This window comes from Gilvibacter sp., from assembly GCF_965601605.1.
Lineage (GTDB): Bacteria > Bacteroidota > Bacteroidia > Flavobacteriales > Flavobacteriaceae > Gilvibacter.
In genome coordinates, this window is sequence record NZ_CBFCWJ010000005.1 from 1 (window position 1) to 22,353 (window position 22,353).

At 42.8% G+C, this 22,353-nt stretch carries 20 protein-coding genes and 1 pseudogene; 13 read left to right on the plus strand and 8 right to left on the minus strand.

Translation table 11 applies throughout. From position 1 onward, the window contains the following. The 8 genes and pseudogenes from ACSLP7_RS00380 to ACSLP7_RS00415 all read left to right on the plus strand — a co-directional run. The coding region (locus tag ACSLP7_RS00380) for an NAD(P)-binding domain-containing protein (protein WP_435577468.1) at window positions 1-469 on the plus strand (469 nt) is incomplete at its 5' end. Further along, window positions 469-1,656: pseudogene (gene gndA / locus ACSLP7_RS00385) on the plus strand (NADP-dependent phosphogluconate dehydrogenase); the annotation flags it as partial. The gene ACSLP7_RS00380 and the pseudogene gndA, both read left to right, overlap by 1 nt. Then, a complete protein-coding gene (locus tag ACSLP7_RS00390; RefSeq protein ID WP_435577469.1) occupies window positions 1,653-2,996 on the plus strand; it encodes a GntP family permease in 1,344 nt (447 codons plus the stop codon). The pseudogene gndA and the gene ACSLP7_RS00390, both read left to right, overlap by 4 nt. 61 nt (window positions 2,997-3,057) lie before the next feature. Then, the gene (locus tag ACSLP7_RS00395; protein WP_435577470.1) at window positions 3,058-3,612 is read left to right on the plus strand and encodes an ExbD/TolR family protein; all 555 of its coding nucleotides are present in this window, start codon (window positions 3,058-3,060) and stop codon (window positions 3,610-3,612) included. A gap of 122 nt (window positions 3,613-3,734) precedes the next feature. Continuing rightward, window positions 3,735-4,952 (plus strand): dipeptidase, encoded by a 1,218-nt coding sequence (locus ACSLP7_RS00400; protein ID WP_435577471.1) that lies wholly within the window; start codon window positions 3,735-3,737, stop codon window positions 4,950-4,952. 159 nt (window positions 4,953-5,111) lie between these two features. Then, window positions 5,112-5,558: a hypothetical protein gene (locus ACSLP7_RS00405; protein ID WP_435577472.1), complete on the plus strand. Its 447-nt coding sequence runs from the start codon at window positions 5,112-5,114 to the stop codon at window positions 5,556-5,558. A gap of 100 nt (window positions 5,559-5,658) precedes the next feature. Continuing rightward, entirely contained in the window at window positions 5,659-6,084 is a 426-nt protein-coding gene (locus ACSLP7_RS00410) for a hypothetical protein (protein WP_435577473.1), read from the plus strand. A gap of 36 nt (window positions 6,085-6,120) precedes the next feature. After that, window positions 6,121-6,732: a M15 family metallopeptidase gene (locus ACSLP7_RS00415; RefSeq protein WP_435577474.1), complete on the plus strand. Its 612-nt coding sequence runs from the start codon at window positions 6,121-6,123 to the stop codon at window positions 6,730-6,732. An 8-nt stretch (window positions 6,733-6,740) separates the two neighbouring features. Here the strand turns inward: ACSLP7_RS00415 and ACSLP7_RS00420 are convergent, their stop codons facing one another. Further along, complete coding sequence (locus ACSLP7_RS00420; protein ID WP_435577475.1) at window positions 6,741-9,572, minus strand: M16 family metallopeptidase; 2,832 nt, start codon at window positions 9,570-9,572, stop codon at window positions 6,741-6,743. Window positions 9,573-9,727: 155 nt separating this feature from the next. On the opposite strand from ACSLP7_RS00420, the gene ACSLP7_RS00425 reads away from it, so the two are divergent. Further along, on the plus strand, window positions 9,728-10,012 hold the full coding sequence (locus ACSLP7_RS00425) for a DUF3817 domain-containing protein (protein ID WP_435577476.1): 285 nt from the start codon (window positions 9,728-9,730) through the stop codon (window positions 10,010-10,012). Beyond that, entirely contained in the window at window positions 10,012-11,268 is a 1,257-nt protein-coding gene (locus ACSLP7_RS00430; protein ID WP_435577477.1) for a mechanosensitive ion channel family protein, read from the plus strand. The genes ACSLP7_RS00425 and ACSLP7_RS00430 overlap by 1 nt, the downstream gene beginning before the upstream one ends. Here ACSLP7_RS00430 and ACSLP7_RS00435 read toward each other — a convergent pair. Continuing rightward, the gene (locus ACSLP7_RS00435) at window positions 11,265-11,663 is read right to left on the minus strand and encodes an acyl-CoA thioesterase (protein ID WP_435577478.1); all 399 of its coding nucleotides are present in this window, start codon (window positions 11,661-11,663) and stop codon (window positions 11,265-11,267) included. The genes ACSLP7_RS00430 and ACSLP7_RS00435 overlap by 4 nt on opposite strands. A gap of 131 nt (window positions 11,664-11,794) precedes the next feature. Between ACSLP7_RS00435 and ACSLP7_RS00440 the strand changes: the two genes are divergently transcribed. From ACSLP7_RS00440 to ACSLP7_RS00450, 3 genes are all read left to right on the plus strand, one after another. Then, window positions 11,795-12,553: an outer membrane lipoprotein-sorting protein gene (locus tag ACSLP7_RS00440; protein WP_435577479.1), complete on the plus strand. Its 759-nt coding sequence runs from the start codon at window positions 11,795-11,797 to the stop codon at window positions 12,551-12,553. 116 nt (window positions 12,554-12,669) lie between these two features. Beyond that, entirely contained in the window at window positions 12,670-15,747 is a 3,078-nt protein-coding gene (locus ACSLP7_RS00445; protein ID WP_435577480.1) for a WD40/YVTN/BNR-like repeat-containing protein, read from the plus strand. A gap of 129 nt (window positions 15,748-15,876) precedes the next feature. Then, complete coding sequence (locus tag ACSLP7_RS00450; RefSeq protein WP_272832512.1) at window positions 15,877-16,284, plus strand: glyoxalase; 408 nt, start codon at window positions 15,877-15,879, stop codon at window positions 16,282-16,284. Here ACSLP7_RS00450 and ACSLP7_RS00455 read toward each other — a convergent pair. From ACSLP7_RS00455 to ACSLP7_RS00480, 6 genes are all read right to left on the minus strand, one after another. Then, window positions 16,261-16,992, minus strand: a complete 732-nt coding sequence (locus tag ACSLP7_RS00455; RefSeq protein ID WP_435577481.1) for a DUF3307 domain-containing protein — start codon at window positions 16,990-16,992, stop codon at window positions 16,261-16,263. The two genes, ACSLP7_RS00450 and ACSLP7_RS00455, sit on opposite strands and share 24 nt — an antisense overlap. Further along, a complete protein-coding gene (locus ACSLP7_RS00460; protein ID WP_435577482.1) occupies window positions 16,985-17,647 on the minus strand; it encodes a hypothetical protein in 663 nt (220 codons plus the stop codon). The genes ACSLP7_RS00455 and ACSLP7_RS00460 overlap by 8 nt, the downstream gene beginning before the upstream one ends. A gap of 105 nt (window positions 17,648-17,752) precedes the next feature. Beyond that, window positions 17,753-18,427 carry a DUF2461 domain-containing protein gene (locus ACSLP7_RS00465; RefSeq protein WP_435577483.1) on the minus strand — a complete coding sequence of 225 codons (675 nt, stop codon included), beginning with the start codon at window positions 18,425-18,427 and terminating at the stop codon, window positions 17,753-17,755. 49 nt (window positions 18,428-18,476) lie between these two features. After that, a complete protein-coding gene (locus tag ACSLP7_RS00470; RefSeq protein ID WP_435577484.1) occupies window positions 18,477-19,682 on the minus strand; it encodes a class I SAM-dependent rRNA methyltransferase in 1,206 nt (401 codons plus the stop codon). A 6-nt stretch (window positions 19,683-19,688) separates the two neighbouring features. Then, window positions 19,689-20,177 carry a 3-hydroxyacyl-ACP dehydratase FabZ family protein gene (locus tag ACSLP7_RS00475; protein WP_435577485.1) on the minus strand — a complete coding sequence of 163 codons (489 nt, stop codon included), beginning with the start codon at window positions 20,175-20,177 and terminating at the stop codon, window positions 19,689-19,691. Between the two features lie 16 nt (window positions 20,178-20,193). Continuing rightward, window positions 20,194-22,200, minus strand: a complete 2,007-nt coding sequence (locus tag ACSLP7_RS00480) for an alpha-ketoacid dehydrogenase subunit alpha/beta (protein WP_435577486.1) — start codon at window positions 22,198-22,200, stop codon at window positions 20,194-20,196. Window positions 22,201-22,353 lie beyond the last annotated feature (153 nt).

The window sequence follows — 22,353 nt, forward strand, 5'->3', positions numbered from 1 at the left end:
TGAAGAAGGTGCTGTTTTGGCCTGTTCTGCATTGAAACAATCCTATCGAGATACTTTGAGTTCAGGCCTAAAGATCAATTGGGTACATCTTTCTGGCGGCTTTGAATTGATTCACAATAGAATGCAGTTGCGTTCGCATTTTATGCCGGCTTCCCTACTCCAATCTCAGTTTGATACATTAGAGCCTCTAAAGGAAGGACTTACCTTGGACATCACTGCTGCACCTGAATATTTGATCTATCAGATAAGACAGCGCTTTGAGGTTCAACAAGCTGCTCAATGGGGCATTGTTGGCATGGGAGTCATGGGTAAATCTTTAGCCATAAATGCCCTAAACAAGGGAATAGCTACTGCCGTTTACAATAGAGACACGCCAGAAGAGGCGCATATTATTCCAGACCTAATTCAAAGTCAGGACAATCCAAACTCAGTGGGTATACCAATTACAAAGACTTTACAGAGAAATTAGAACGTCCGAGGAAGATCTTACTTATGGTGCCTGCCGGTAAACCAGTAGATCTGGTTATTAACGAGCTCAGCAAGTATTTGAGTCCAGGAGATGTTTTGATTGACGGAGGTAATACACATTACGACGATACCCAAAGACGCTCTAAACTGCTTGCCGAAAAACAGATTGGCTATATAGGCATGGGAGTTTCGGGTGGTGAAAAAGGCGCTTTAGAAGGACCTGCCCTAATGCCTGGGGGCGATCTGGAAGCTTATAATAAGGTTTCAGGCCTATTGGAATCCATAGCAGCCAAAGACCCTAAGGATCAACCCTGTGTGGGCTATTTGGGGCAAGTAGGTTGTGGGCATTTGGTTAAAACGGTGCATAATGGTATTGAGTATGCAGAGATGCAGCTGCTAGCAGAACTCTATGCGCTAATGGAACTCTCTTATATAGATCGATCCGGATACGGCGACTTGTTTAAGTTTTGGAATGTTGACGATTATTCGAGTTATTTAATGAGCATCATGCCAGATATATTCAACAAAAAAGAGGGCGATGCTTACCTCTTGGATTTGATCTTGGATGAGGCAGCTCATAAAGGAACGGGAGCTTGGACTGCACAAACTGCTTTGAAATACGGACAAGATGCTGGGATAATTGCCACAGCACTTAATATACGCTATCACTCTACTGCAGGTTGGTTTAGAACTTTAAGCCAAAAGCCACAAAGAACTAGGCCAGCTGAGCTCAATTTAGATCATGCTATAGAAGCTTACCAGGCAGCTCGCATTTTGAATCATTTGCAGGGTTTACGCCTGATCAAAGCGGTAAGTGATGATCACAATTGGAACGTTGATCTAGCAGAGGTTACACGTATTTGGACCGACGGCTGCATCATTAAATCCCGACTTATTGAACAATTACATGAGGCTTTAAGCACAGATAGTACGGGTTTGGAGTCTTGGTGCTTCCAAGCCTATCAAAAGCATCAACGCGCTTTAAAGAAAATCGTTGGTATCGCAATGTCAGAAGATCTTCCACTGCCCGTTCACAGTGCGGCATTACAGTTTGGTTTGGCGATTAGTGATCCGAATACTACGGCAAACATCATTCAGGCGCAGCGCGATTATTTCGGAGCGCATACGTATAAGAGAAAAGATAAAGATCCTTCAGATAACTTTCACACCGATTGGACTAAACCATGATCGATTACAATTTACTTTTAGCCGTTTTTGCAGGAATAGTAGTGCTTTTGGCCTTAATTCTGCGTTTTAAAGTACAAGCTTTTATCGCCTTATTAATCGCGAGTATACTCGTGGGGATTTTAGCAGGCATGCCTCCTTTAGAGATCATCAGTACCATGAAGGACGGTATGGGCAACACCTTGGGCTTTGTGGCTTTGGTGGTTGGTTTGGGAGCCATGTTTGGCGCCATTTTAGAACATTCCGGCGGTGCGGGCGCATTGGCGCGTTATCTTATTGGGAAAGCCGGAGAAAAGCGCACCTCTTGGGCGCTTACAGCTACAGGTTTTTTGGTAGCGATCCCGGTCTTTTTTGATGTGGCCTTCATCATCTTGGTTCCATTGATCTATTCGCTACAGCGCACTACTAAAAAGTCATTACTACTTTACGGAATACCTCTGTTGGCGGGACTTGCCATCACACACACCTTTATTCCTCCTACTCCTGGACCTGTAGCAGTAGCTGATATTTTAAAAGCTGATTTGGGTTGGGTGATCCTTTTTGGGTTCATTGTTGGATTGCCTACGGCGATTGTTTGCGGACCCATCTTTGGGAAATACATCGCCAGCAAAATTCATTTAGACGCCCCAGAAGCTGATCTCCCTCCTGCTGAAGAAACACAATTGCCTTCCGTGGGAATGATCGTGACCATCATTGGAATTCCAATCGTGTTAATCGTATTAAACACGCTGATTAATAGCCCTTTGGGAGAATCTTGGGGAATTCCAGAAGGTGTTAGTAATTGGATGCAAATGATAGGACATCCCTTCTTTGCTTTGATCTTAGCTAATTTAATTGCCTGGTATTTTCTTGGATTAAAGCGAGGAATGGCCTCATCAACCCTGCAAAAGATCACCACTAAATCCATGGAACCTGCTGGGATCATCATTTTACTTACTGGTGCTGGTGGTGTATTCAAGGAAATGCTGATCAATACAGGAGCTGGTGAAATGCTGGCCAATTATTTTGCAGAGCAAGGCTTACCGCTTCTGTTATTTGCTTTTATCGTCGCGGCCTTAGTGCGTATACTACAAGGGTCTGCTACTGTAGCCATGATCACCGCAGCAGGAGTTACGGCACCTATCCTCTCACAAGTCGATGGAGAAATGGACAAAGCCCTTTTAGTCATTGCTATTGCCGCAGGTTCAACAATTCTTTCTCATGTGAATGATAGCGGGTTCTGGTTGGTCAGTAAATACCTTGGAATGACCGAGCAACAAACCTTTAAGAGTTTTACTACCATGACGGTGATCCTGGCCTTAGTGGGCTTCACCTTGGTAAGTATCTTATCCTTATTGGTTTAGAATTAGATTGTGGCACAACCTTTGTGTGTTAAAGACTTGTTAACTCAAAACAAGCTTTCTCATGCGAAATTCAAGAATTAGACCGGATGTAAATGCCGGTAGCGTAGCCGATATTGCCTTTTTATTATTGATCTTTTTTCTAGTCTGCACCACAATTAATGTGGAAGAAGGAATAGCACGAGACCTGCCAAAACCTTGCGCGGATGGCGCCCCTTGTAATGTAGTAATTCCTCAAAATAATTTATTAACTATTGCATTAGGTGAAAACAATCAACTACTTGTAAATGAAATGGTTGAAGATATCTCAAACCTCAAATTCATTTTAGTAGATTTTATAGACAACAACGCCTCAAACAGCTGTGATTACTGTTTAGGTGCTGGGCTGCCATTGGCATCAGATCATCCGCAGAAAGCCATGATCAGTATCGAGACGATGCGCAATGCGAGTTACGACAGTTATGTCGCAGTACAAGATGAGATCACTGCTGCCTATTTTGAATTGCGCGTGCGCTATGCGGCGCTACAGTTTGACAAGCCTTTGAACGAACTCAATCCGAAAGAATTAAAACAGGTAAAAGAAGCTTATCCGTTTCAAATCATGGAATCAAGCTTGTAAAAAGTTTATTCGTAATTTTAAAAGGCCGGTCTATCCGGTCTTTTTTTGTTTTTGTCTATTGACAAATCTCAGTTCATTACTGTAAACCAAACACAGCTTATCAGCTCCCAATTCGACTATTAATGAGTGAGGCAGATTTCATAACCAAAGCTACAGATATACATAGGCGCGTTGTCACTTTAGACTCGCATTGTGATATTGATCTGGACCATTTTACTGCTACACAGAACTATTCCCAGGACCTCGATACGCAAATATCACTTCCAAAAATGACCGCTGGCGGCTTGGATGTTGCCTGGCTGATCGTCTACACACAACAAGGAGTACTTAGCTCGGAAGGCTATTCCAAGGCTTATGATAATGCCCTTTCAAAATTTGAAGCCATACACAGACTGTGTGAACGCTACGCCCCAAATAATATGGCTCTAGCCCTTAGCAGTAAGGACGTAAAACGTATTCACGCGCTTGGCAAAAAAGCGATTATGATTGGTATTGAGAACGGCTACCCCATTGGAAACGACCTTAGAAAAATTGAGGAATTTTATGATTTGGGCGGCCGATATATGTCACTTTCTCATAATGGACACAATCAGCTTTGCGACTCTCATACGGGTGAACTCGGTGAGCCTTGGTTGCATAATGGCTTGTCTGATTTTGGAAAAGAAGCCATAGCCGAACTCAATAAATGCGGGATCATGATCGATGTTTCTCATCTGTCCAAAAAATCAATGGAGGATATTATCACATGCTCTAAAACCCCGATCATTGCTTCTCATTCCAGCGCACGAACCTTATGTGATCATTCCAGAAATCTAGATAACCAGCAACTCCAATGGCTCAAAGCCAATGGCGGTGTTGTTCAAACTGTTGCATTCAAGAGTTATTTGAATAACTCAAAATACGCGGTCAGACAAAAAGCCGAAATTGCTTTAGTGCAGCGAATTGCATCAGCCATGAACATCCCTTGTTTATCAGAAGAACAAGTCATGAAGTTGCCCATGATGCAACGCAGGGCTTATTTTAGGAAGCATGTTAATAATCTGCCTTTAGCGCTGCAAAAGCAATTCAACACCACTGACCTACCACCAGCAGTTGATGTGACTGATCTGGTAGACCATATCGATCATATAGTTGACAAAATAGGAGTTGATCATGTCGGGATCAGCAGTGATTTTGACGGCGGCGGAGGAATTGCAGGCTGGGACGATGCTTCTGAAACCTTTAATGTAACCCTAGAACTTGTAAAACGAGGATATACAGAAGCTCAAATCGAGAAACTTTGGAGCGGTAACCTAATGCGGGTTTTGGATGAAGTAAGCGCTTTCTCAACGACAGATTAATCTAAACTTTGCAAAAATTAATTCTATTATCGAATGGATTAATACAATTATCTGCAGTAAATTGACGTTCAACGAATAACGCAAGAATCCTGAAATATTTAGAGTTAGGTTTGATTTTCAAATAATACATTGATTGTCAAATACTAACCTCACCAACTTATGTATCTGAAAAATTCCCCCTATAAAGATCAGATCCTAAAAGAAGTGCAATTTCCCTATGGAACCTTTTACTTCCTAGATCGTATTATCATTAGTGAAATAAACCAAGGTGTCAGTTTTACCTATGAACAGGCCAAGCCTGTCATAGAAACCGCTCTTGAGTTTTATGGAGACGACGCAAAGATCGGCTATGTTTCCAACCGAATAAACAACTATGCCCTAGCGCCTCAAGATTGGCTCAAATTCTTTAGAGAGCGCGAAAACATCCATGCAGTAGGTATTGTTGCTTATACACCTATTGGCCTGACCAATATAATTTTAGAGAAGATCTTTATCAGAAGTCGCGTAAAACGCTTTACAAGCTTAGATTTTGCTATGAAATGGACTTCTTCTGTGATATATACTCCGTCTGAAACGTTGAAACCACTCAAAGAAGCTTTAGAGTAATTCACCGACACTTTTCCACCGGCTGACGACATAGAAAATTATTGTTTGGGATTGTATTTAGTTTTGATCAAAATATCAAAAACCTCACAACCCCCATATCATGAATTTTCTAGATACTAACTACGCTGAACAAGTAAAAAAAACCTTAGAACTTCCTCAAGCAACATTCTATTTCTTAGAAGACCTTATTATTGGTGAAATTGACGAAGGCAGCCATTACAACATGAAAAACGCGCTACCTTTGGTGAAGGCTGCTAAGGATTTCTATGGTAAGAATGCACAAATCGGATACATCAGTAATCGGGTTAATAATTACACCGTTAGTCCAAGAGATTGGATGAATTTTTATAAAGAAAATCGCTACTTAAAGGCAGTAGCATTAGTATGTTATACACCGACAAAGTATTCAAAGGGTACTTTTGAAAAGATGTTCATTCCCACTCAGACCAAACAATTCTCTTGCTTGGAAACGGCGATTCTTTGGGCACGCACAAAGACAAGACCCAACCTTGACAAGTCATTATAACTTATAGCTAAGTCAAATAATTAGTATCTTCCATGCATGCAATGTTTCGCTATTCATGTACTGGCCTTACTCTCTCCAATTTACTTTTTTGGACAAAACACTGACTTCATTCGTCTGGATGACCTCTCACCGCATTTTTACTACGACATCCGTTATGCGACGGACAATAATTTTGTAGGGGAAGCTGTATATGACTGCGGAATCTGTCTACTAAGGCCTGAGGCAGCTCAAGCCTTGAACGAGGCCAACGAATACTTTATGTCCTTAGGCTACTGCATACAAATCTACGATTGCTACAGACCGTATCCTGTACAAAAGAAACTTTGGGAAAAAGTACCCAACCCAGCCTATGTAGCCAATCCTTATGACGGAGGTTCCATTCACAACCGCGGTGCCGCTGTAGATTTAACTCTGGTTGATTTCAATGGTGACCCTGTAGATTTCGGTACCGATTACGATTACTTTGGTCGGGAAGCTCATATTGACTATATGGAGCACAGTTCTGAGGTTTTGTCCAATAGAAAATTATTGTCAGAAGGTCTGGCTAAATTCGGCTTTAAAGGCATTCGAACCGAATGGTGGCATTTTAGTTATACAAAAAACAGCGGCTATCCGATATCCGAACAGCCGCTGCCCTGTGAAGAATAAACAGGAGTCTAGTTCACAGGATTACCAAATATATCCAGTTCTACTACATCCAAGCCTAATTTTTGAACTTCTGCATATTGTGTGGCTTTATCACCTACAACGACATAGATCATTTCTTGTTCTTGGATGTAATCGCCAATAACGGCTTTAAAATCTTCTAAACTCATATCCATGAGTAGTTTTTGTTCTTGATCAACAAAATCCTTAGAAAGTCCATACTTGGAAATACTTTGTAGGATTCCCAATTTAGCACCAAAGGACTCAAACGCTCTGGTGTTTTGCTTTACTACTTTGTTTTTGGTAAGCTCCACATCAGCCTCTGTAAACCCTGGTCCGTAATCCTGAACCATCTCTTGAATGATCTCTAAGGAAGGTAAGGTCGCATTGGCGCGTACGCTGGTACTGATGGTAAATGGAGCAATGTCGGCGCGCCCAGGAACTCTGGAATAAGCCCCATACGTGTACCCTTTACCAATACGCAGCACTTGGAACAGACGGCCACTAGAGCCTCCGCCCAAAATTTCATTGGCAAAACGCAGCTTCGGTGCATCAGCATCTGCAGAGGATAAAGCCATCTTTCCAATGTACAAAACAGATTGTTTAGAGTTAGGAACGTCAATGAAATAGAGTGTTCCTGGAGTACCTGCTGGATTTACAGCCCACTGGCTCTCAGAGCTTGCGCTTCCGGTCCAACGCTCGCTCAAACCGCTGAGTGCGCTTTCTATTTCTGTTTGGCTCAAATCACCAACTACATGGAAAGAAGCATTTCCAGGTTTGATGTATTGCTCGTAATAAGCCTTTACATCATCTAAGGTGATATTATCCGCAGTCTCTAAAGTACCGTTAGTTGGAATGCTGTAAATATGATCTGGTCCATAGATGAGTTTATTGAAGTTAATCGCAGCAATGGCAGTTGGATTCGCTTCACGCCCTTTTAGTCCTGTTTTAAGCTCTTGCATTAAACGGTTAAATTCCGCTTCATCCCAACGTGGCTGCAAAAGCATCTCCTCTACTAAAGCCATGGTTTGCTCAAAGTTACGCGCTAAACAGTTTCCACTGATCACCGTTTCTTCCAAACCAGAGTAAATTCCCAAGCTGGAACCCAATAAGCCTATGGCCTCTTCCAATTCTGCTGGAGTCTTTAAGGCAGTACCTTCATTCATGAGATCTGCTGCTAAAGAAGCCAAGCCCGCCTTATCCATTGGGTCCGTACGGTGTCCACCAGGAATGGTAATTGTAAAGTTGATCAATGGCAACTCACTGTTCTCAATTCCGTAAGTCTTCATCCCGTTTGCCAGTGCACCTTCCCAAACTGTCGGCATAGTAAATAAAGGAGCTTCTCCAAAGGCAGGTTCTGAACGATCGTATTTAGAAGGGGTCTTTTCATATTCGGCCTCTTCTCCTTGACCTACCTGCTCACTATCACTCATGGCAGTGACCTCTTCAATCCAAACCTCTGCCTCAGTAGCGCCGCTGATGGCCAATTCCGGATTGTTTTGCGGAACCACACTGGTCATCACGTAATTCTTTCCTTTGATGTATTTCTCATAGGCGGCCATAACCGTAGCACGATCTACCTCCTGGTAGTATTTGGTACGTTTGCTGATGTACCCTGGATCTTGTCCAAACTCATTGTCTTGAACCAGCTGGAATGCTTTATTCAATACTGTTGATACCCCGTTATACAATTGGGTCTCTAGCTCGGCCTTAATGCGTTGCAATTCGTTGTCTGTGAATCCGTTGGTCTCAAAATCTTGTAAACCAGCATCAATGGCGGCTTTTACGTCATCCAGTGCAACTCCTTCATTTGCACGAACTCGGATCACAAATTCTCCTGCTAATTCTTGGCTGTTTTGGTAAGTACCCACATTAGGAGCGAGTTTACCTTCTTCAACCACTGACTTATATAGTGGAGACTTCTTACTTCCGCTCAACAAAGACCCTAAAACGTCTAGAGCGTACATTTCTTTGTTGTAATCCTCAACGGTTGGGAATACCATGCGCAGCTCCGGCAGTTTCGCAAAGTTGTCTTTGAAGTATAGTGATTTGGTTTCTGTAAGCGTTACTGGCATGGGCTCCATAGGGCTAACCTCAGGACCTCTCGGAATCTCTCCGAACCACTTTTCAACCAATTGCTTGGTTTCTTCAATATCAATATCCCCTGCAATCACCAAAGAGGCATTGGCCGCTCCATAGAATTCATTGTAGAATTCCTTAACATCAGCTAAAGTAGCTGCTTGAAGATCTGGCAAAGAACCGATCACGGTCCAGCTGTAGGGATGGCCTTCTGGATAGAGGTTTTTTCTGATGATCTCATCCGTATAACCGTAAGGCGCATTATCAACACGCTGACGCTTCTCGTTTTTCACCACTTGCTTTTCACGCTCCAAAGCCGCTTCTGTCACGGTGTTGATCATATAACCAAATCGGTCTGAATCGATCCAAAGAATCTTTTCAAAAGCGTCTTTCGGCACCACTTCGTAGTAGACAGTTCCATCACTCCAAGTACCTCCGTTTCTACTTCCACCCCACTCAGGGATCATTTTTCTGTTGGCCCCTACGGGAACATTCTCAGAATCGTTAAAGGACATATGCTCAAAGAAATGCGCAAATCCAGTACGGCCTGGCTTTTCTCTATTTGACCCAACATGCATCATTGTGGCTACAGCGACAATTGGATCACTCTTATCCACATGCAAGATGACCTCCAAGCCATTGTCTAAAACAAATTTTTCATAGTCGAGGCTAAACTCGGTTGTTGCCTCAGTGTCTGTAGACTCCTTACAGGCATTGGTAATAAGCGCAAGCATCAATAGGCTCATAAGAATTCGATATCTCATTGATCGTTAAAATTTTAGTGTTTGGTATTCAGCTGATTCCCGGAAACGGAAAAGATGATTTCAAGATAAGGCCTTTTAGCCAATCAGAATTTAAAAATAATGCTAAAAAATAGGGGGAATATTCTCAGGCCAGTATCTTTGCAAAAAATCATCAGATGACGCTATCCTTGATTCGTATTTTTCGCTGGGTAAGTACTTTAGAAGCCATCTCCTTCCTGCTCTTATTGGGAATTGCAATGCCTTTGAAATATATTTGGGATATGCCGCAAGCGGTATCCGTAGTTGGTATGGCACATGGTATACTTTTTGTACTCTATTTGATTCTTGCTTTCTACGTGGGTGAAAAACTGAATTGGTCGCTCAAAACTTTATTGATAGTAATGTTTTGTTCCGTCCTTCCCTTTGGTCCGTTCTATGCGGAGCGCAAATACTTGAAGTAATGCAAGAAACACCTTGGTTACATTGGTTTAGAGATCTTTTTATAGAGCAAGGAATGGGCTCCCAATGGGCTGTTTATCTCAATGCAGTAATAGTCCTGATTGTACTTTTGTTAGTGCTCTTTGTGGTGGATTATTTGCTGCGCAAAAGCATTGTTACGATCTTTAAGATCTTTAGCGACAAGACCAAAACAAGCTTTGACGATTTTCTATCGGAGAGTAATTTTCCACGCTTTGTGGCTCATGTAATTCCCGTGCTAATTGTCCGTTATACCGTGGGGCACCTGTTTGAAGATCTGCCCTTGACACGAAGCATAAGTCTTACGGTTGTTGATGTGTATTCGGTAATTCTTGGAGCTTTGATCTGCCGCTCCGTATTGCGCTCGTTAAGGGAATACTTAAAAACCAAACCCCTATTTAAAGACAAGCCTTTAGACAGTTATGTACAGGTAATGATGATCATCATTTGGGTGTTATCCATGTTGGTGATCGCTTACCGCGTTTCTGGGGAGAGCTTTGTAACCTTGACCAGTTTAGGAGCCGTATCGGCTTTATTACTGCTGATCTTCAAGGACACCATTCTTGGTTTTATTGCCAGTATACAGATCACTGTAAATGACATTGTTCGTATTGGAGATTGGATCACCTTTAATAAATACGGAGCCGATGGATATGTAACTGAGATCAACTTAGCTACAGTTCGCGTTCAAAACTTTGATAACACTTACACTACGATTCCAACCTATTCTTTAATCTCTGATTCCTTCCAAAACTGGCGCGGAATGCAGAATTCCGAAGGAAGAAGAATCAAGCGCTCACTTTTGATAAAACAAAATTCCGTGCGCTATTTGACCGATGCGGATCTAAAGGATTTAGAGAAGATTCAACTCATCACCTCATATATTCAGCAACGCAAAAAGACGCATGTTGATTTTAATGAGCAGCACGGATATGACAATTCCTTAATCATTAATGGCAGACAGCAAACCAATTTGGGGGTGTTTAGAAAATATATTGACGCCTATTTGCACAAGAACAACGCCATCAATAAGGATTTGTTTTTAATGGTACGTCATCTGCAACCCACGGCTCAAGGTATTCCTGTAGAGGTGTACTGTTTTAGCTACGATAAGAATTGGGTCAACTATGAACATATTCAAGCAGATATTTTTGACCACCTGATCGCGGCAGTCCCCTACTTTGACTTGGAGCTTTACGAATATCCTTCCGGGCGGGATTTTAAGGCTGATGAGAATTAATCCGTTAGGTCGTTCAAGCGATCTTCTACGTATTCCACTTGTGTTTTACCGTGAGGAGTTGGTTTGCCATCGGGCCCCATACTTACCATGACAATTTGCTCAATGGTAATGATCACGTCTCGGGTCATTTTATTGCGAACCTCGCAATGCAAGCTCAATGAAGTGCGTCCAAAGTGAATCACCTCTATACCGATCTCAACAATATCACCGGGCTGGGCGGAGCTCACAAAATTGATCTCTGACATATACTTAGTGACCACTTTGGGGTTCTCCAGCTGAATGATGGTATACAGCGCCGCTTCTTCATCAATCCATTCCAGAAGTCGGCCCCCAAAGAGGGTTCCATTAGGATTGAGGTCTTCTGGTTTGATCCATTTTCGGGTATGAAATCGCATAGGGTTTAAGGGTTTACCACAAAGATACAGCTTTGGAGCTGTTAAAGTTTGTGAAAACCGTATCTTTAATGTAACAAAATTGGCCCATTTGGGTCTAACACATGTGATCAAAAAAAATTAAAAATTATCCGATGAAAATCTTAAAAACACTAAGCATTCTTTTGGTAATGGCTTTAGCCGTTCCAGCACAGGCACAAACTGTCGATGAAATTCTCAACAATTATTTTGAGAATACCGGTGGTGCAGACGCCTGGAATAATTTAGAATCTCTGGAGATGACTGCCATGGCAAACGCTCAAGGTATGGAGATCCCAGTAACCATGATTCAGACTAAAGAAGGAAAAATGTTGCTCAAGATCAACTTCCAAGGGCAGGAGATCGTTCAGCAAGCCTATGATGGGGAAACCATGTGGTCTACAAACTTCATGACACAACAACCAGAAAAAGCTGACGCTGAAACTACAGCAAACATGAAATTGCAAACCAAAGACTTCCCTTCTCCATTCTTGAACTACAAGGAAAAAGGATTCACTGTAGAATTGTTGGGAGAAGAAGTTAAGGAAGGTACTGATTGCTACAAGATCAAATTGACACAAGAGCCACGTATGGTAGACGGAAAAGAAGTACCAAACGTGAGCTTCTACTACTTTGAAAAAGAAAACTTTGTTCCAATTATGTCAGAAGTTGAGATTCCATCTGGACCAATGGCAGGACAAATGTCTGTTTCTACGATGAGTGATTACCAAGAGGTTGACGGACTTTACTTCCCATTTGATATGGGAATGGGCGGTCAAGCGATTATGATCAAAGACATCAAATTAAACCCAGACCTTGACGATTCAATGTTTGTATTCCCTGGGGATGCAGATGGCGAAGAGGGCGAAGACTAATAATACTTCAAGGCTGTTTAAACGCGAGAGGGAGTTCTTCCCTTAATTGTGCACAGGAAAAGCTATCGGCACAGGCGTTTAAACAGCTTTTTTGCTAACCAATAATCACAACACAAATGAAAAGAATTCTCTTTGCATTGGGCGCTTTGCTATGTATGCCAGCCGTCCAGGCGCAAGACATTGCTTTAAAAGGTAAAGAACTCTTTGGCGACATGCGTGCACGTCATATCGGACCTGCTCTTATGAGTGGTCGTATCATTGATATGGAAGCTCACCCAACAGATCCACGTATCATCTATGCAGGTACTGCAGGTGGTGGAGTTTGGAAATCGTCAGACGGGGCTGCAACCTTCTCTCCTATTTTTGACGAACACGCACAGTCTATCGGTAGTGTTGCCGTAGACCCGAAGAATCCAGACCAAGTGATCTGGGTAGGAACTGGTGAAATCTGGACTCGTAACTCGGTTTCTGTTGGGGACGGACTCTATAAGTCTACCGACGGAGGAACCAACTGGGATAAGATCGGTTTTGAAAAATCAGAACGCATTGCCTCCATAGTAATCAACCCTGACAACACAGACGTTGTTTATGTTGGTGTTTTGGGTGCACTTTGGAGCGACAGTGACGAGCGTGGTGTATACAAGACTACAGACGGCGGTAAAACTTGGGACAAGATCCTTTATGTAGATCAAACCACGGGTGCTGCAGATGTTATAATGGATCCTGAGAATCCCAACGTACTCTATGCTTCAATGTGGGAGTTTAGACGTTCTGGATGGGGATTCAGTTCCGGTGGAGCCAACAGTGCTTTATATAAGTCTACAGACGCTGGAGCTACTTGGAATAAGATTCACAACGGTTTCCCAGCTGGAGATCTTGGGCGTATTGCTGTAGCAGTTGCCCCAAGTGATAATAGTATCCTTTACGCTGTATTGGAGACAGAAGACAAATCTAAGAACGGTTTATGGAAGTCTACAGACGCTGGAGCGAGCTGGGAACACTTAAATAATGATTTTGGACTGACTGTACGTCCATTCTACTTCTCTAGAATTACTATTGACCCTCGCGACCCAGATGTGGTTGTAAAAGGAGGTTTGAGTGGTTCTATCAGTCGTGATGGTGGAAAGACCTTCAAGTCTTTAGGAAATATGCACAGTGATATCCACGATGTGATCTTCCACATTAATGATAGTGATATTATGTACTCCGGAACTGATGGTGGTGTTTACCGATCTTGGAATGGAGGAACCACTTTTGAGATCGTAGAGAACTTACCACTTTCTCAATTCTATCAGATCAGTGTTGACGACGCAGAACCGTACAATGTATACGGTGGATTGCAAGACAACGGATCTTGGTGGGGACCTAACTCTTCTCCAGGAGGAGTGAATGCTCGTGACTGGAACAGTGTTGGAGCCGGAGACGGTTTCCGCGTATTGAAGCACCCAACTAAGAACATCATCTATTCAGAGATGCAAGGAGCTGAGAACGTTTGGCGTTATGACGTAGATAAAAACCGTACGCGTACAGTACAGCCTCGTCCTAAAAAAGGAGATCCTGACTTGCGATTCAACTGGAATGCTCCTATGGCGGTAAGTGCACACCAACCTGACCGTTTCTATATGGGAAGCCAGTTTGTGCACCGTTCAGAAGATATGGGAGACACTTGGGAGATCATTTCTCCGGATTTGACTACCAATGACCCTACTAAGCAAGATCAGTCTCAATCTGGAGGTCTATCCATTGACAACTCCGGAGCAGAAAACCACACCACAATCTTTACCATTGCCGAATCTCCTTTAAACGAGAAGGTACTTTGGGTAGGTACTGATGATGGCAATGTTCAAGTTACCCGTGATGGTGGAAAGAACTGGGAGAACGTTACTCCTAATTTAGTGGGGATTCCTGCAAACACTTGGGTATATCACATTGAAGCTAGTGTACACGGTGAAGGAACTGCTTATGCAGTCTTTGACGGTCACACAACTGGTGATATGAATGCTTACGCCTTAAAGACTACTGATTACGGTAAGACTTGGACCAACATCATTTCTGATGATGTAGTTGGATTTGTGCGTAACATCCAAGAAGATTACGAAAGTGAGAACCTATTGTTCTTAGGAACTGAGTTTGGATTATACGTAACTATTGACGGCGGAAAGAACTGGTCTCAGTTTACCAACAATATGCCTCCAGTTGCCGTTCACTTCATTGATATGCAAAAGCAGACCAATGACTTGGTTATGGGAACTCACGGACGTGGGGTAATCATCATTGATGATATTTCGCCACTGCGTGAAATGAGTCAAGATGTATTGAACAAAGACGTACACTTCTTTGCTTCTGAGGCAACTATTATGGTTGAGGAGAGCGGATTTAGCGGAAGCTTTGGTGGAGAAACCCAATTTGTTGGGCAGAACTCACCTACTTCAGCGCGTATTGTATACTATTTGAAAAAGCGTCACACTTTTGGGAAGATGACCATGGAAGTTCAGAATATGGACGGAAACGTGATCTCTACGCTTGGACCAGGTAAATCAAAAGGAATCAATGTGGTTTACTGGAATTATACATCTGCGCAACCAAAGGTAGCTGAAGCCAAGACTTTGAGTTTTGGTGGATTTACTTCACCACGTGTTCCGGCTGGAAAGTACAAAGTTGTATTGACCAAAAAGAACGATGTATACGAGTCTGTGATCGAGCTTAAATACGATCCAAATTCATTGACAACTCTTGACGAGCGCAAGCAACAAGAGGAAATGACCAAGACGCTTTACGATATGGTTGAGGACATGGCTTATGTGGTTTACACAATGAATGAGACCATGGACTATGCAGCAAGCGTAATGGAGTCCAATCCGAAGTCTAAAAAGACTGCTCAAAAGCTTCACGATGCTCTTACGGCCTTGATGAAAGACATGGTAGTGACTACCGGAGACAACTATGTAGCCTCTGCAGAGCCTGAACTTCGTGAGAAGATGACCGAGCTTTACAGCAATGTTGCTACTAACTTTGACGGGGTGAGCGCTTCTGATTTGGCCAGCTTTGAGCTGATCAATACCGAATATCAAGAAGCCCTTGGACGCTTGACTGCCATAATGGACAAGGAAGGTAAAAAGTTCAACAGCTTCCTGGCTAAAAATGACCTCCCTGAGGTAACACTAAAAAGTAAAGAAGAGTTCTTAGAAAACTAAAACTCAGACTACCAATACTTTAAGGGCTTCTTCGGAAGCCCTTTTTTGTTGATTAAACTGTTTATAACTGAACCCCATCGACCCAAAGAACGAAAATTCTTATCGTAACTTTATTAAAACCTTTCTGTTATGGATGATAGAGACGAGCAACTACTAGCCCTCAGACCTCAGATCCCCTCGGCCAGAATTCTGGATTCAATGAGTGCCGAAGAGTATTTTCAAAACAGCACCCTCCGCCCTATTGCCAAACTTCAAAACGATCTGCTTTTGGATATGTTTCGCAACTATGTGCGTAAACACAAGAACGTGTTTTACGAACTCTCCGTAGAAAAGCGAATGGACTATATTGAGAATGCAATCCACAAGGACATGAAGTTCCGCAATGCCCTAAAGGGTATGATCATTGGTCAATTCACTATTGAGGAGTATCGGCTTTATACCTTGCATTCCAGCGCCCTAAACAAGCGCATGATGAACATTGTCAAGGAACGCCTTAAAAGTCAGCTGCAGGTCTTAGAATATCAGTACGCGTACTAGACTACCTACGATTATACTTAAGGCGAAACTCATCAGAGTACCTATGAGCACGTACTCGGTTTGCTTTCTGGTATTTCCTGATTTGGAATCTCCAAAGCGTAAAATAGACTTTGCGCCAATCAAAAAGCCAATGGCGCCAAAGTTGTCTGTAAGAATGAGGGTTAAGATGAGTATTCGTTCAAAGATTCCAATAACCCTACCTGCACTTTCCAGGCTGTTTAAGGCTTCATCTGCCGCAATTTCTTCTTGCCATCTCTTAGTGGCTTTTCCAATGATGAATCCTACAGGAAAGATCACAATCAAATAGGCCGCCAATACTGCCAAGAAGGAAGTGTTTGTGCTCAATTCTGATAGCAATTCTGAAAATGATGTAGCAGCGGGATTCAAATACCACCAAGCCGCTACCAACACGAGCAAATGCAACATTTGATCCAGCAGGAATACTCTTAAATTATCCTCTTTTTTATTGAGCTTCCAAAGGTCAATAAAGAAATGCGTGACCGTAACCACTATTGGCACCAAAAAACTGGTCCATTGTTGCAGCAAAAGGTAGGTGAGAATACCCGCGAGCAGAGCGTGGAAATACAAAAACCAAGATTTGGCCTTTTTAGCTTGCTTATGAGCCACAGCAGTCTTGGTCTGAAACACAAAGTCGGTCAAGATGTGAGCCAACAGCAACTGTACTCCTATTAAAACCGACTCATTCATGATCCAAAGTATTAATTACACTTTCAAAACGTTTTAAAAGGCCTTGTATTTCTTGCCAGGATGCAGCTTTCTTGCGTAAGTTTATGGCGGCCTGACTGCGCTCTAAGGTATCTGCGATCTCTTGCTCTTTAAAGCCTTTTAGTAGATAATAAATCACTTCTGATGAAGCTACAGACCACCTATCGGTCACATTGTCCAAAAAGGCAAAAGTCGTGTCAAATTCGTCATTGACACTCCCTTCTCCACCTATGAACTGTGTTTTTCTACCCAATGATTTCATTCCGTCTAACAGACGACCGGAGCGTTGATAGGCCTCGCCATTGGCCGTATGTGTTTGCGTTTCCGGAAAATCCCCATCCCCAACTCCGATGGCCATACGTACATCGCCCACTGGGATCACCGCCTTAGAGATCATGGGATCTAACTGTGCTTTGGTGACTGTAGCTTTAAGGCGTAAAGCAATTCGCAAGGCATGTTCAGGACTTTTAAGAACACCTTGAAAGCTATCTCCCCTGAACATATCAAAGTGAACTTGTCCAGGATAATCCTTCTCCAAAACTTTAAATTCCTTTTGTAGTTCTTCTAAGATAAACGCCAAGGTCTTCTTGTCATACTTGGTAGAGTCGATTAAATCTGCTGTGATAACGGCAATCATCTATTCAAAATTTACAGGGCCGTTGCCCTATTTATAAGCTAAAGTACTTATAATTTTTGAATATAAGCTATTTGACTTATAATTTGTTCTTATAAGCCTTTTGACTTATAATAAAGATTCCCCGTTCAAATCTGTGGTCAGCACCTCACTCATATAGTCGAAATAAGGGCGTAAAAGTTCAAAATGATAAAGCACATTCTCGCCAAAGTCTGGAGCTAAAACCTCTTTATCTGTGAAAGGATGCACCACAAAAAAGGCTTTGTTCTTGATCAGATCAATGTTTGGATCGTCTTTACTAAAACCTTTGGGTGCAGTCTTAACTTGATACTCGGTGTTCAAACCTCCAAAGGCTTCTTTAAATTTAGGTTCGGCAAGTATTTTACGAATTGGCTCAGCGTCAAATTCAAATTCCTTACGAATCCGCAAGAGATCTGCAGGTTCCGGACCCCAGAAACCTCCAGCCATAGCGGACGCTCCGGGCTCAATCCGCAGATAATACCCACCGCGACGGTGCGCTCCTTCTCTACTGAAGCTCACTGAACGATGCACATTATAGGGAGTCTTATCCTTACTGAATCTGATGTCTCTGTTGATCCGAAATACCTTGGTCCGCTCAATGACATCATTGGTGTTAAGACCATCAGTAATGTCTTGATAGAAGGCCTTTAAAGCCGCCTCATTGCGTTTGTACTCCGCACGATTGGCATCCATCCAATCCTTGTTGTTATTGCGCTTTAGTGCTTTTAAAAAGTCAAAACACGTTTTTGGAATTCGATTCATACCTAAAAAATTGTAGCACCCTAAAGATACGTAAACTGTGGGCTCCCGCTTACTTAAATTTGTAGTAACCGCATTTGAGATAGGCCCCTTGCTCAAAGCCAATAGGGTGATCCAGATCATGGGTGGTCTGCTTCCAAAGCTTATAATCGACCTGCTCTTTGTCTAAGGTGTCTGCTACAAGATCAAAAAAGGCTTGTGCTGATATTCTAGAAGAACAACTTGCCATAACCAACAGACCATGAGGCGCAACCAAGGCTGCCCCGAGCTTAACCAAGCGCGTATAGGCCTTTTTAGCACGAGAAATCTCCTCCTGCTTTTTCGCAAAAGCAGGCGGATCAATAACTACAATATCAAACTGCAATTGCTCCTCCTTCATGGCTTGTAAAATTTCAAAGGCATCTCCTTGAATACAGTGGTGCTGGCCTGTATGCGGATTTGCTGCCGCATTCGCTTTGGCCAACTCTAATGCTTGCGTGCTAAGATCTACACTGCATACTTCTTTGGCTCCACCAGCCAAAGCATGAACAGAAAAACCTCCTGCGTAAGCAAAAACATCCAATACGGTCTTCCCCAGAGCCAAAGCTCCCACTTGCTTTCTGTTGTGTCTATGATCTAAAAAATAACCCGTTTTGTGTCCTTTGATTACGTTAGCATAGAAGTTTAAGCCATGCTCCTTAAAGATCACATCGGCATTATTTAGCTCCCCGTATAATAGCTGGCCATCACTAAAACTTTTAAAACTGCGCTGCATATTCCTGCTCAAGCGTAAAACAATTGCCTCTGCCGCTATCAACTCAACCAGAAACTCTGGTAACCAAGATAAGTGCTGGGTCCAAATACCACTGTATAGTTTGATCACGGCAACACCGGCATAAACATCAATGATAAGTCCTGGCAATCCATCGTTCTCCCCAAAAATCAAACGGTAACCGTTGGTGTTCTGTTCCAAAAGCGCCGTCCGCAAAGCATAGGCTTCGGCTATTCTAGTTTTGAAGAAATCTTGATCAACACTAGCGCCCTTTCCGCTGTGCAGGAGTTTGATTCTTATGGCCGATTCCAAATCAAAATACCCCAAGCCAATAAGTTTATCGGTATGATTATCAAAGATCACCGCCAGATCACCTGTTACAGGCTCTGGACTCGCCTTTGCAATGGATTCATGAAAAATCCAAGGATGTCCTTGTTTAACACTGCGTTGTCCTGCCTTATTGAGTTTTACCGCAATGCGTCTGGATTGGAATTGGGCGGCAGACATAGGGCCTTAAGATTTCATCTTAGAATGCGGGAAGATCACTCCGCTAATGGTTCCCTTACACGCAATTTTCCCATCCTCTTTGTGCATGATGACTTCACACTTGAGTTTATTGAATCGGTAATAAACTAAAGAAGACTGTACACTCACCTTATCCCCCGGAAAAACTGGGGTTTTAAAGTCTATATAGGTATCTGCCAAAGCGATACTTACATCGATAGGTTCTGGATTTACCATACGGATACGGGCCCCGGGATGATCCAAATTATACAAATAGATTCCAAAGGCCACCACGCCTATTTGCGCCATACACTCGGTGAGAATAACTCCTGGTGTTATTGGAAACTCTGGAAAATGCCCTTGATAGAAATAAGAATCTTCTGGAAAGGTATAATGTCCTGAGGCTCCATTGTCATCTACACTTAGCAGTTTATCCACAAACAAAAAGGGATGGCTGTAGGGTAAACATTCTTGGATCTCAGCAGGAGTCATTGCCATAGCTTGTAATTATTAGTTAGTATGCCAAAAGCTTGTCTATGGCAGTGTTGAGGCGCTGTTGGGGTAAATATTTCTTTTCTAGTGCTCCGGCAAAAGGAATAGGAGTTTCTAAACTGGCGACGCGCACAATTGGGCCATCCAAATGCTCAAAGCAATGTTCAGCGATCAAGGCTGATATATCTGAAGCTATACCACCAAACATAGAATCTTCTTGCAGCAACAAGACTTTACCGGTACGTTTTACGGATTCGTAAATGGCCTCAGTATCCAAAGGCTGTAGGGTTCTTAAGTCAATAAGATCGATGGAAACCTCAGGGCGTTGTTCAATTTCATGCAAAGCCCAATGCACTCCGGCACCATAGGTTATAATGCTGATATCCGTTCCCTCATTGAGTTGCGCTGCCTTGCCAATAGGAAGTGTGTAATAATCTGTTGGAACTTCCTGTCTAATGCTTCTATACAGGGCTTTGTGTTCAAAGAACATCACTGGATTTGGATCTTCAATGGCCGTGGCCAACAATCCCTTTGCATCGGCAGGAAAAGCAGGATAAACCACTTTAAGCCCAGGAGTGTGCGTAAACCAAGCCTCATTCGTTTGACTGTGGAAGGGGCCTGCCCCAACACCGGCACCACAAGGCATACGTACCACAACATCTGCAGCTTGAGCCCATCGGTAATGGGATTTTGCCAAATAATTGACAATTGGGTTAAAGCCTGAGGTCACAAAATCTGCAAACTGCATTTCCATGACTGCCTTGTGATCGTTTATTGCTAAGCCCATACTGGCAGAAACAATGGCTGATTCACAAATAGGCGTATTGCGAACACGTCCTTTGCCAAACTGCTCTAAAAAGCCTTCGGTGATTTTAAAGACCCCACCGTATTCGGCTATATCTTGCCCCATGATCACTAAATTGTCATGGCGTTCCATGCTTTGCTTCAAGCCTTCAGCAATAGCATCTACAAAACGGAGCTCTTCTGTGTTTATATTTTTATCAATATGTTGATAATCAAATGATTTGAACACATCATTTAATTCATTACTCTCAGTTGAGTTAATGGCTTCTTCTCCAAAGGCAATGTCCAAATTTTCATTGATCTCCTGAACAATTTCGTCTTTAAAGGTGTTGATTTGCGTCTCGGTCAAAATTCCTTCAGCCTGCAGAAAAGCAGCGAAGTTTTCAACGGGATCCTTTGCCGCCCAAGCGTCCATTAGTTCTTTTGGAACGTATTTGGTCCCGCTTGCCTCCTCATGCCCGCGCATTCTAAAGGTCTTGAATTCTACGAGCACCGGACGTGGGTTCTCTCGCATATCATCCGTAATGGCTTTCAACTGTTTGTATACTTCGAGAATGTTATTCCCTTCAATGATGTGAGCCTCCATCCCGTATCCTTTACCACGATCGGCCAAATGCTCACAATTGTATTGTTCAGAAGTTGGTGTAGAAAGTCCGTAGCCGTTGTTTTCTATGCAGAATAATACAGGTAAACTCCAAACAGAGGCTACATTCAAGGCTTCGTGTATATCTCCCTCACTGGTTCCTCCTTCTCCAGTAAATACTGCACAAACTTGTTTATTCTCTTTGAGCAGGTTTCCGAGAGCAATTCCATCCGCAACACCAAACTGTGGCCCTAAGTGGGAGATCATCCCTACGATCTTATATTGCTGCGTTCCAAAGTGGAAACTGCGGTCTCTTCCTTTGGTAAAACCACTTGCTTTTCCTTGCCACTGCGCAAATAGACGATGTAATGGAATCTCACGCGTGGTGAAAACACCCAAGTTGCGATGCATGGGAAGGATGTATTCTTCCTTGGATAAAACAGAAGCTACTCCAACAGAAATCGCCTCTTGCCCTATACCACTAAACCACTTGGAAATCTTACCTTGTCTTAACAGGATCAGCATCTTTTCCTCGATCAAGCGAGGTTTCAACATGCGTCTGTATAAGGAGATCAGGGTTTCATTATCGAGTCCATCGATCGAATAATCAAAAGGTATGCTATGCGCTGCCGTAGATTTCATAGGTGAATTCTTCTGGTCAAATGTAGAAAAATTAAGTCGATGCATCACAGCGCTTTTGATTTATTTTGGCCGAATTGATTCGAGATATAAAATCGAGCTAAAGCCGCATTATTTCACGAATGAGCGGGAATTTTGATATATTTGTACTTGCAA

Bases quoted from the DNA above. Each gene is read 5' to 3' on its own strand.
- ACSLP7_RS00390 (WP_435577469.1), top strand. From the start codon at position 1,653: ATGATCGATTACAATTTACTTTTAGCCGTTTTTGCAGGAATAGTAGTG.
- ACSLP7_RS00395 (WP_435577470.1), top strand. From the start codon at position 3,058: ATGCGAAATTCAAGAATTAGACCGGATGTAAATGCCGGTAGCGTAGCC.
- ACSLP7_RS00400 (WP_435577471.1), top strand. From the start codon at position 3,735: ATGAGTGAGGCAGATTTCATAACCAAAGCTACAGATATACATAGGCGC.
- ACSLP7_RS00405 (WP_435577472.1), top strand. From the start codon at position 5,112: ATGTATCTGAAAAATTCCCCCTATAAAGATCAGATCCTAAAAGAAGTG.
- ACSLP7_RS00410 (WP_435577473.1), top strand. From the start codon at position 5,659: ATGAATTTTCTAGATACTAACTACGCTGAACAAGTAAAAAAAACCTTA.
- ACSLP7_RS00415 (WP_435577474.1), top strand. From the start codon at position 6,121: ATGCAATGTTTCGCTATTCATGTACTGGCCTTACTCTCTCCAATTTAC.
- ACSLP7_RS00420 (WP_435577475.1), bottom strand. From the start codon at position 9,572: ATGAGATATCGAATTCTTATGAGCCTATTGATGCTTGCGCTTATTACC.
- ACSLP7_RS00425 (WP_435577476.1), top strand. From the start codon at position 9,728: ATGACGCTATCCTTGATTCGTATTTTTCGCTGGGTAAGTACTTTAGAA.
- ACSLP7_RS00430 (WP_435577477.1), top strand. From the start codon at position 10,012: ATGCAAGAAACACCTTGGTTACATTGGTTTAGAGATCTTTTTATAGAG.
- ACSLP7_RS00435 (WP_435577478.1), bottom strand. From the start codon at position 11,663: ATGCGATTTCATACCCGAAAATGGATCAAACCAGAAGACCTCAATCCT.
- ACSLP7_RS00440 (WP_435577479.1), top strand. From the start codon at position 11,795: ATGAAAATCTTAAAAACACTAAGCATTCTTTTGGTAATGGCTTTAGCC.
- ACSLP7_RS00445 (WP_435577480.1), top strand. From the start codon at position 12,670: ATGAAAAGAATTCTCTTTGCATTGGGCGCTTTGCTATGTATGCCAGCC.
- ACSLP7_RS00450 (WP_272832512.1), top strand. From the start codon at position 15,877: ATGGATGATAGAGACGAGCAACTACTAGCCCTCAGACCTCAGATCCCC.
- ACSLP7_RS00455 (WP_435577481.1), bottom strand. From the start codon at position 16,992: ATGAATGAGTCGGTTTTAATAGGAGTACAGTTGCTGTTGGCTCACATC.
- ACSLP7_RS00460 (WP_435577482.1), bottom strand. From the start codon at position 17,647: ATGATTGCCGTTATCACAGCAGATTTAATCGACTCTACCAAGTATGAC.
- ACSLP7_RS00465 (WP_435577483.1), bottom strand. From the start codon at position 18,427: ATGAATCGAATTCCAAAAACGTGTTTTGACTTTTTAAAAGCACTAAAG.
- ACSLP7_RS00470 (WP_435577484.1), bottom strand. From the start codon at position 19,682: ATGTCTGCCGCCCAATTCCAATCCAGACGCATTGCGGTAAAACTCAAT.
- ACSLP7_RS00475 (WP_435577485.1), bottom strand. From the start codon at position 20,177: ATGGCAATGACTCCTGCTGAGATCCAAGAATGTTTACCCTACAGCCAT.
- ACSLP7_RS00480 (WP_435577486.1), bottom strand. From the start codon at position 22,200: ATGAAATCTACGGCAGCGCATAGCATACCTTTTGATTATTCGATCGAT.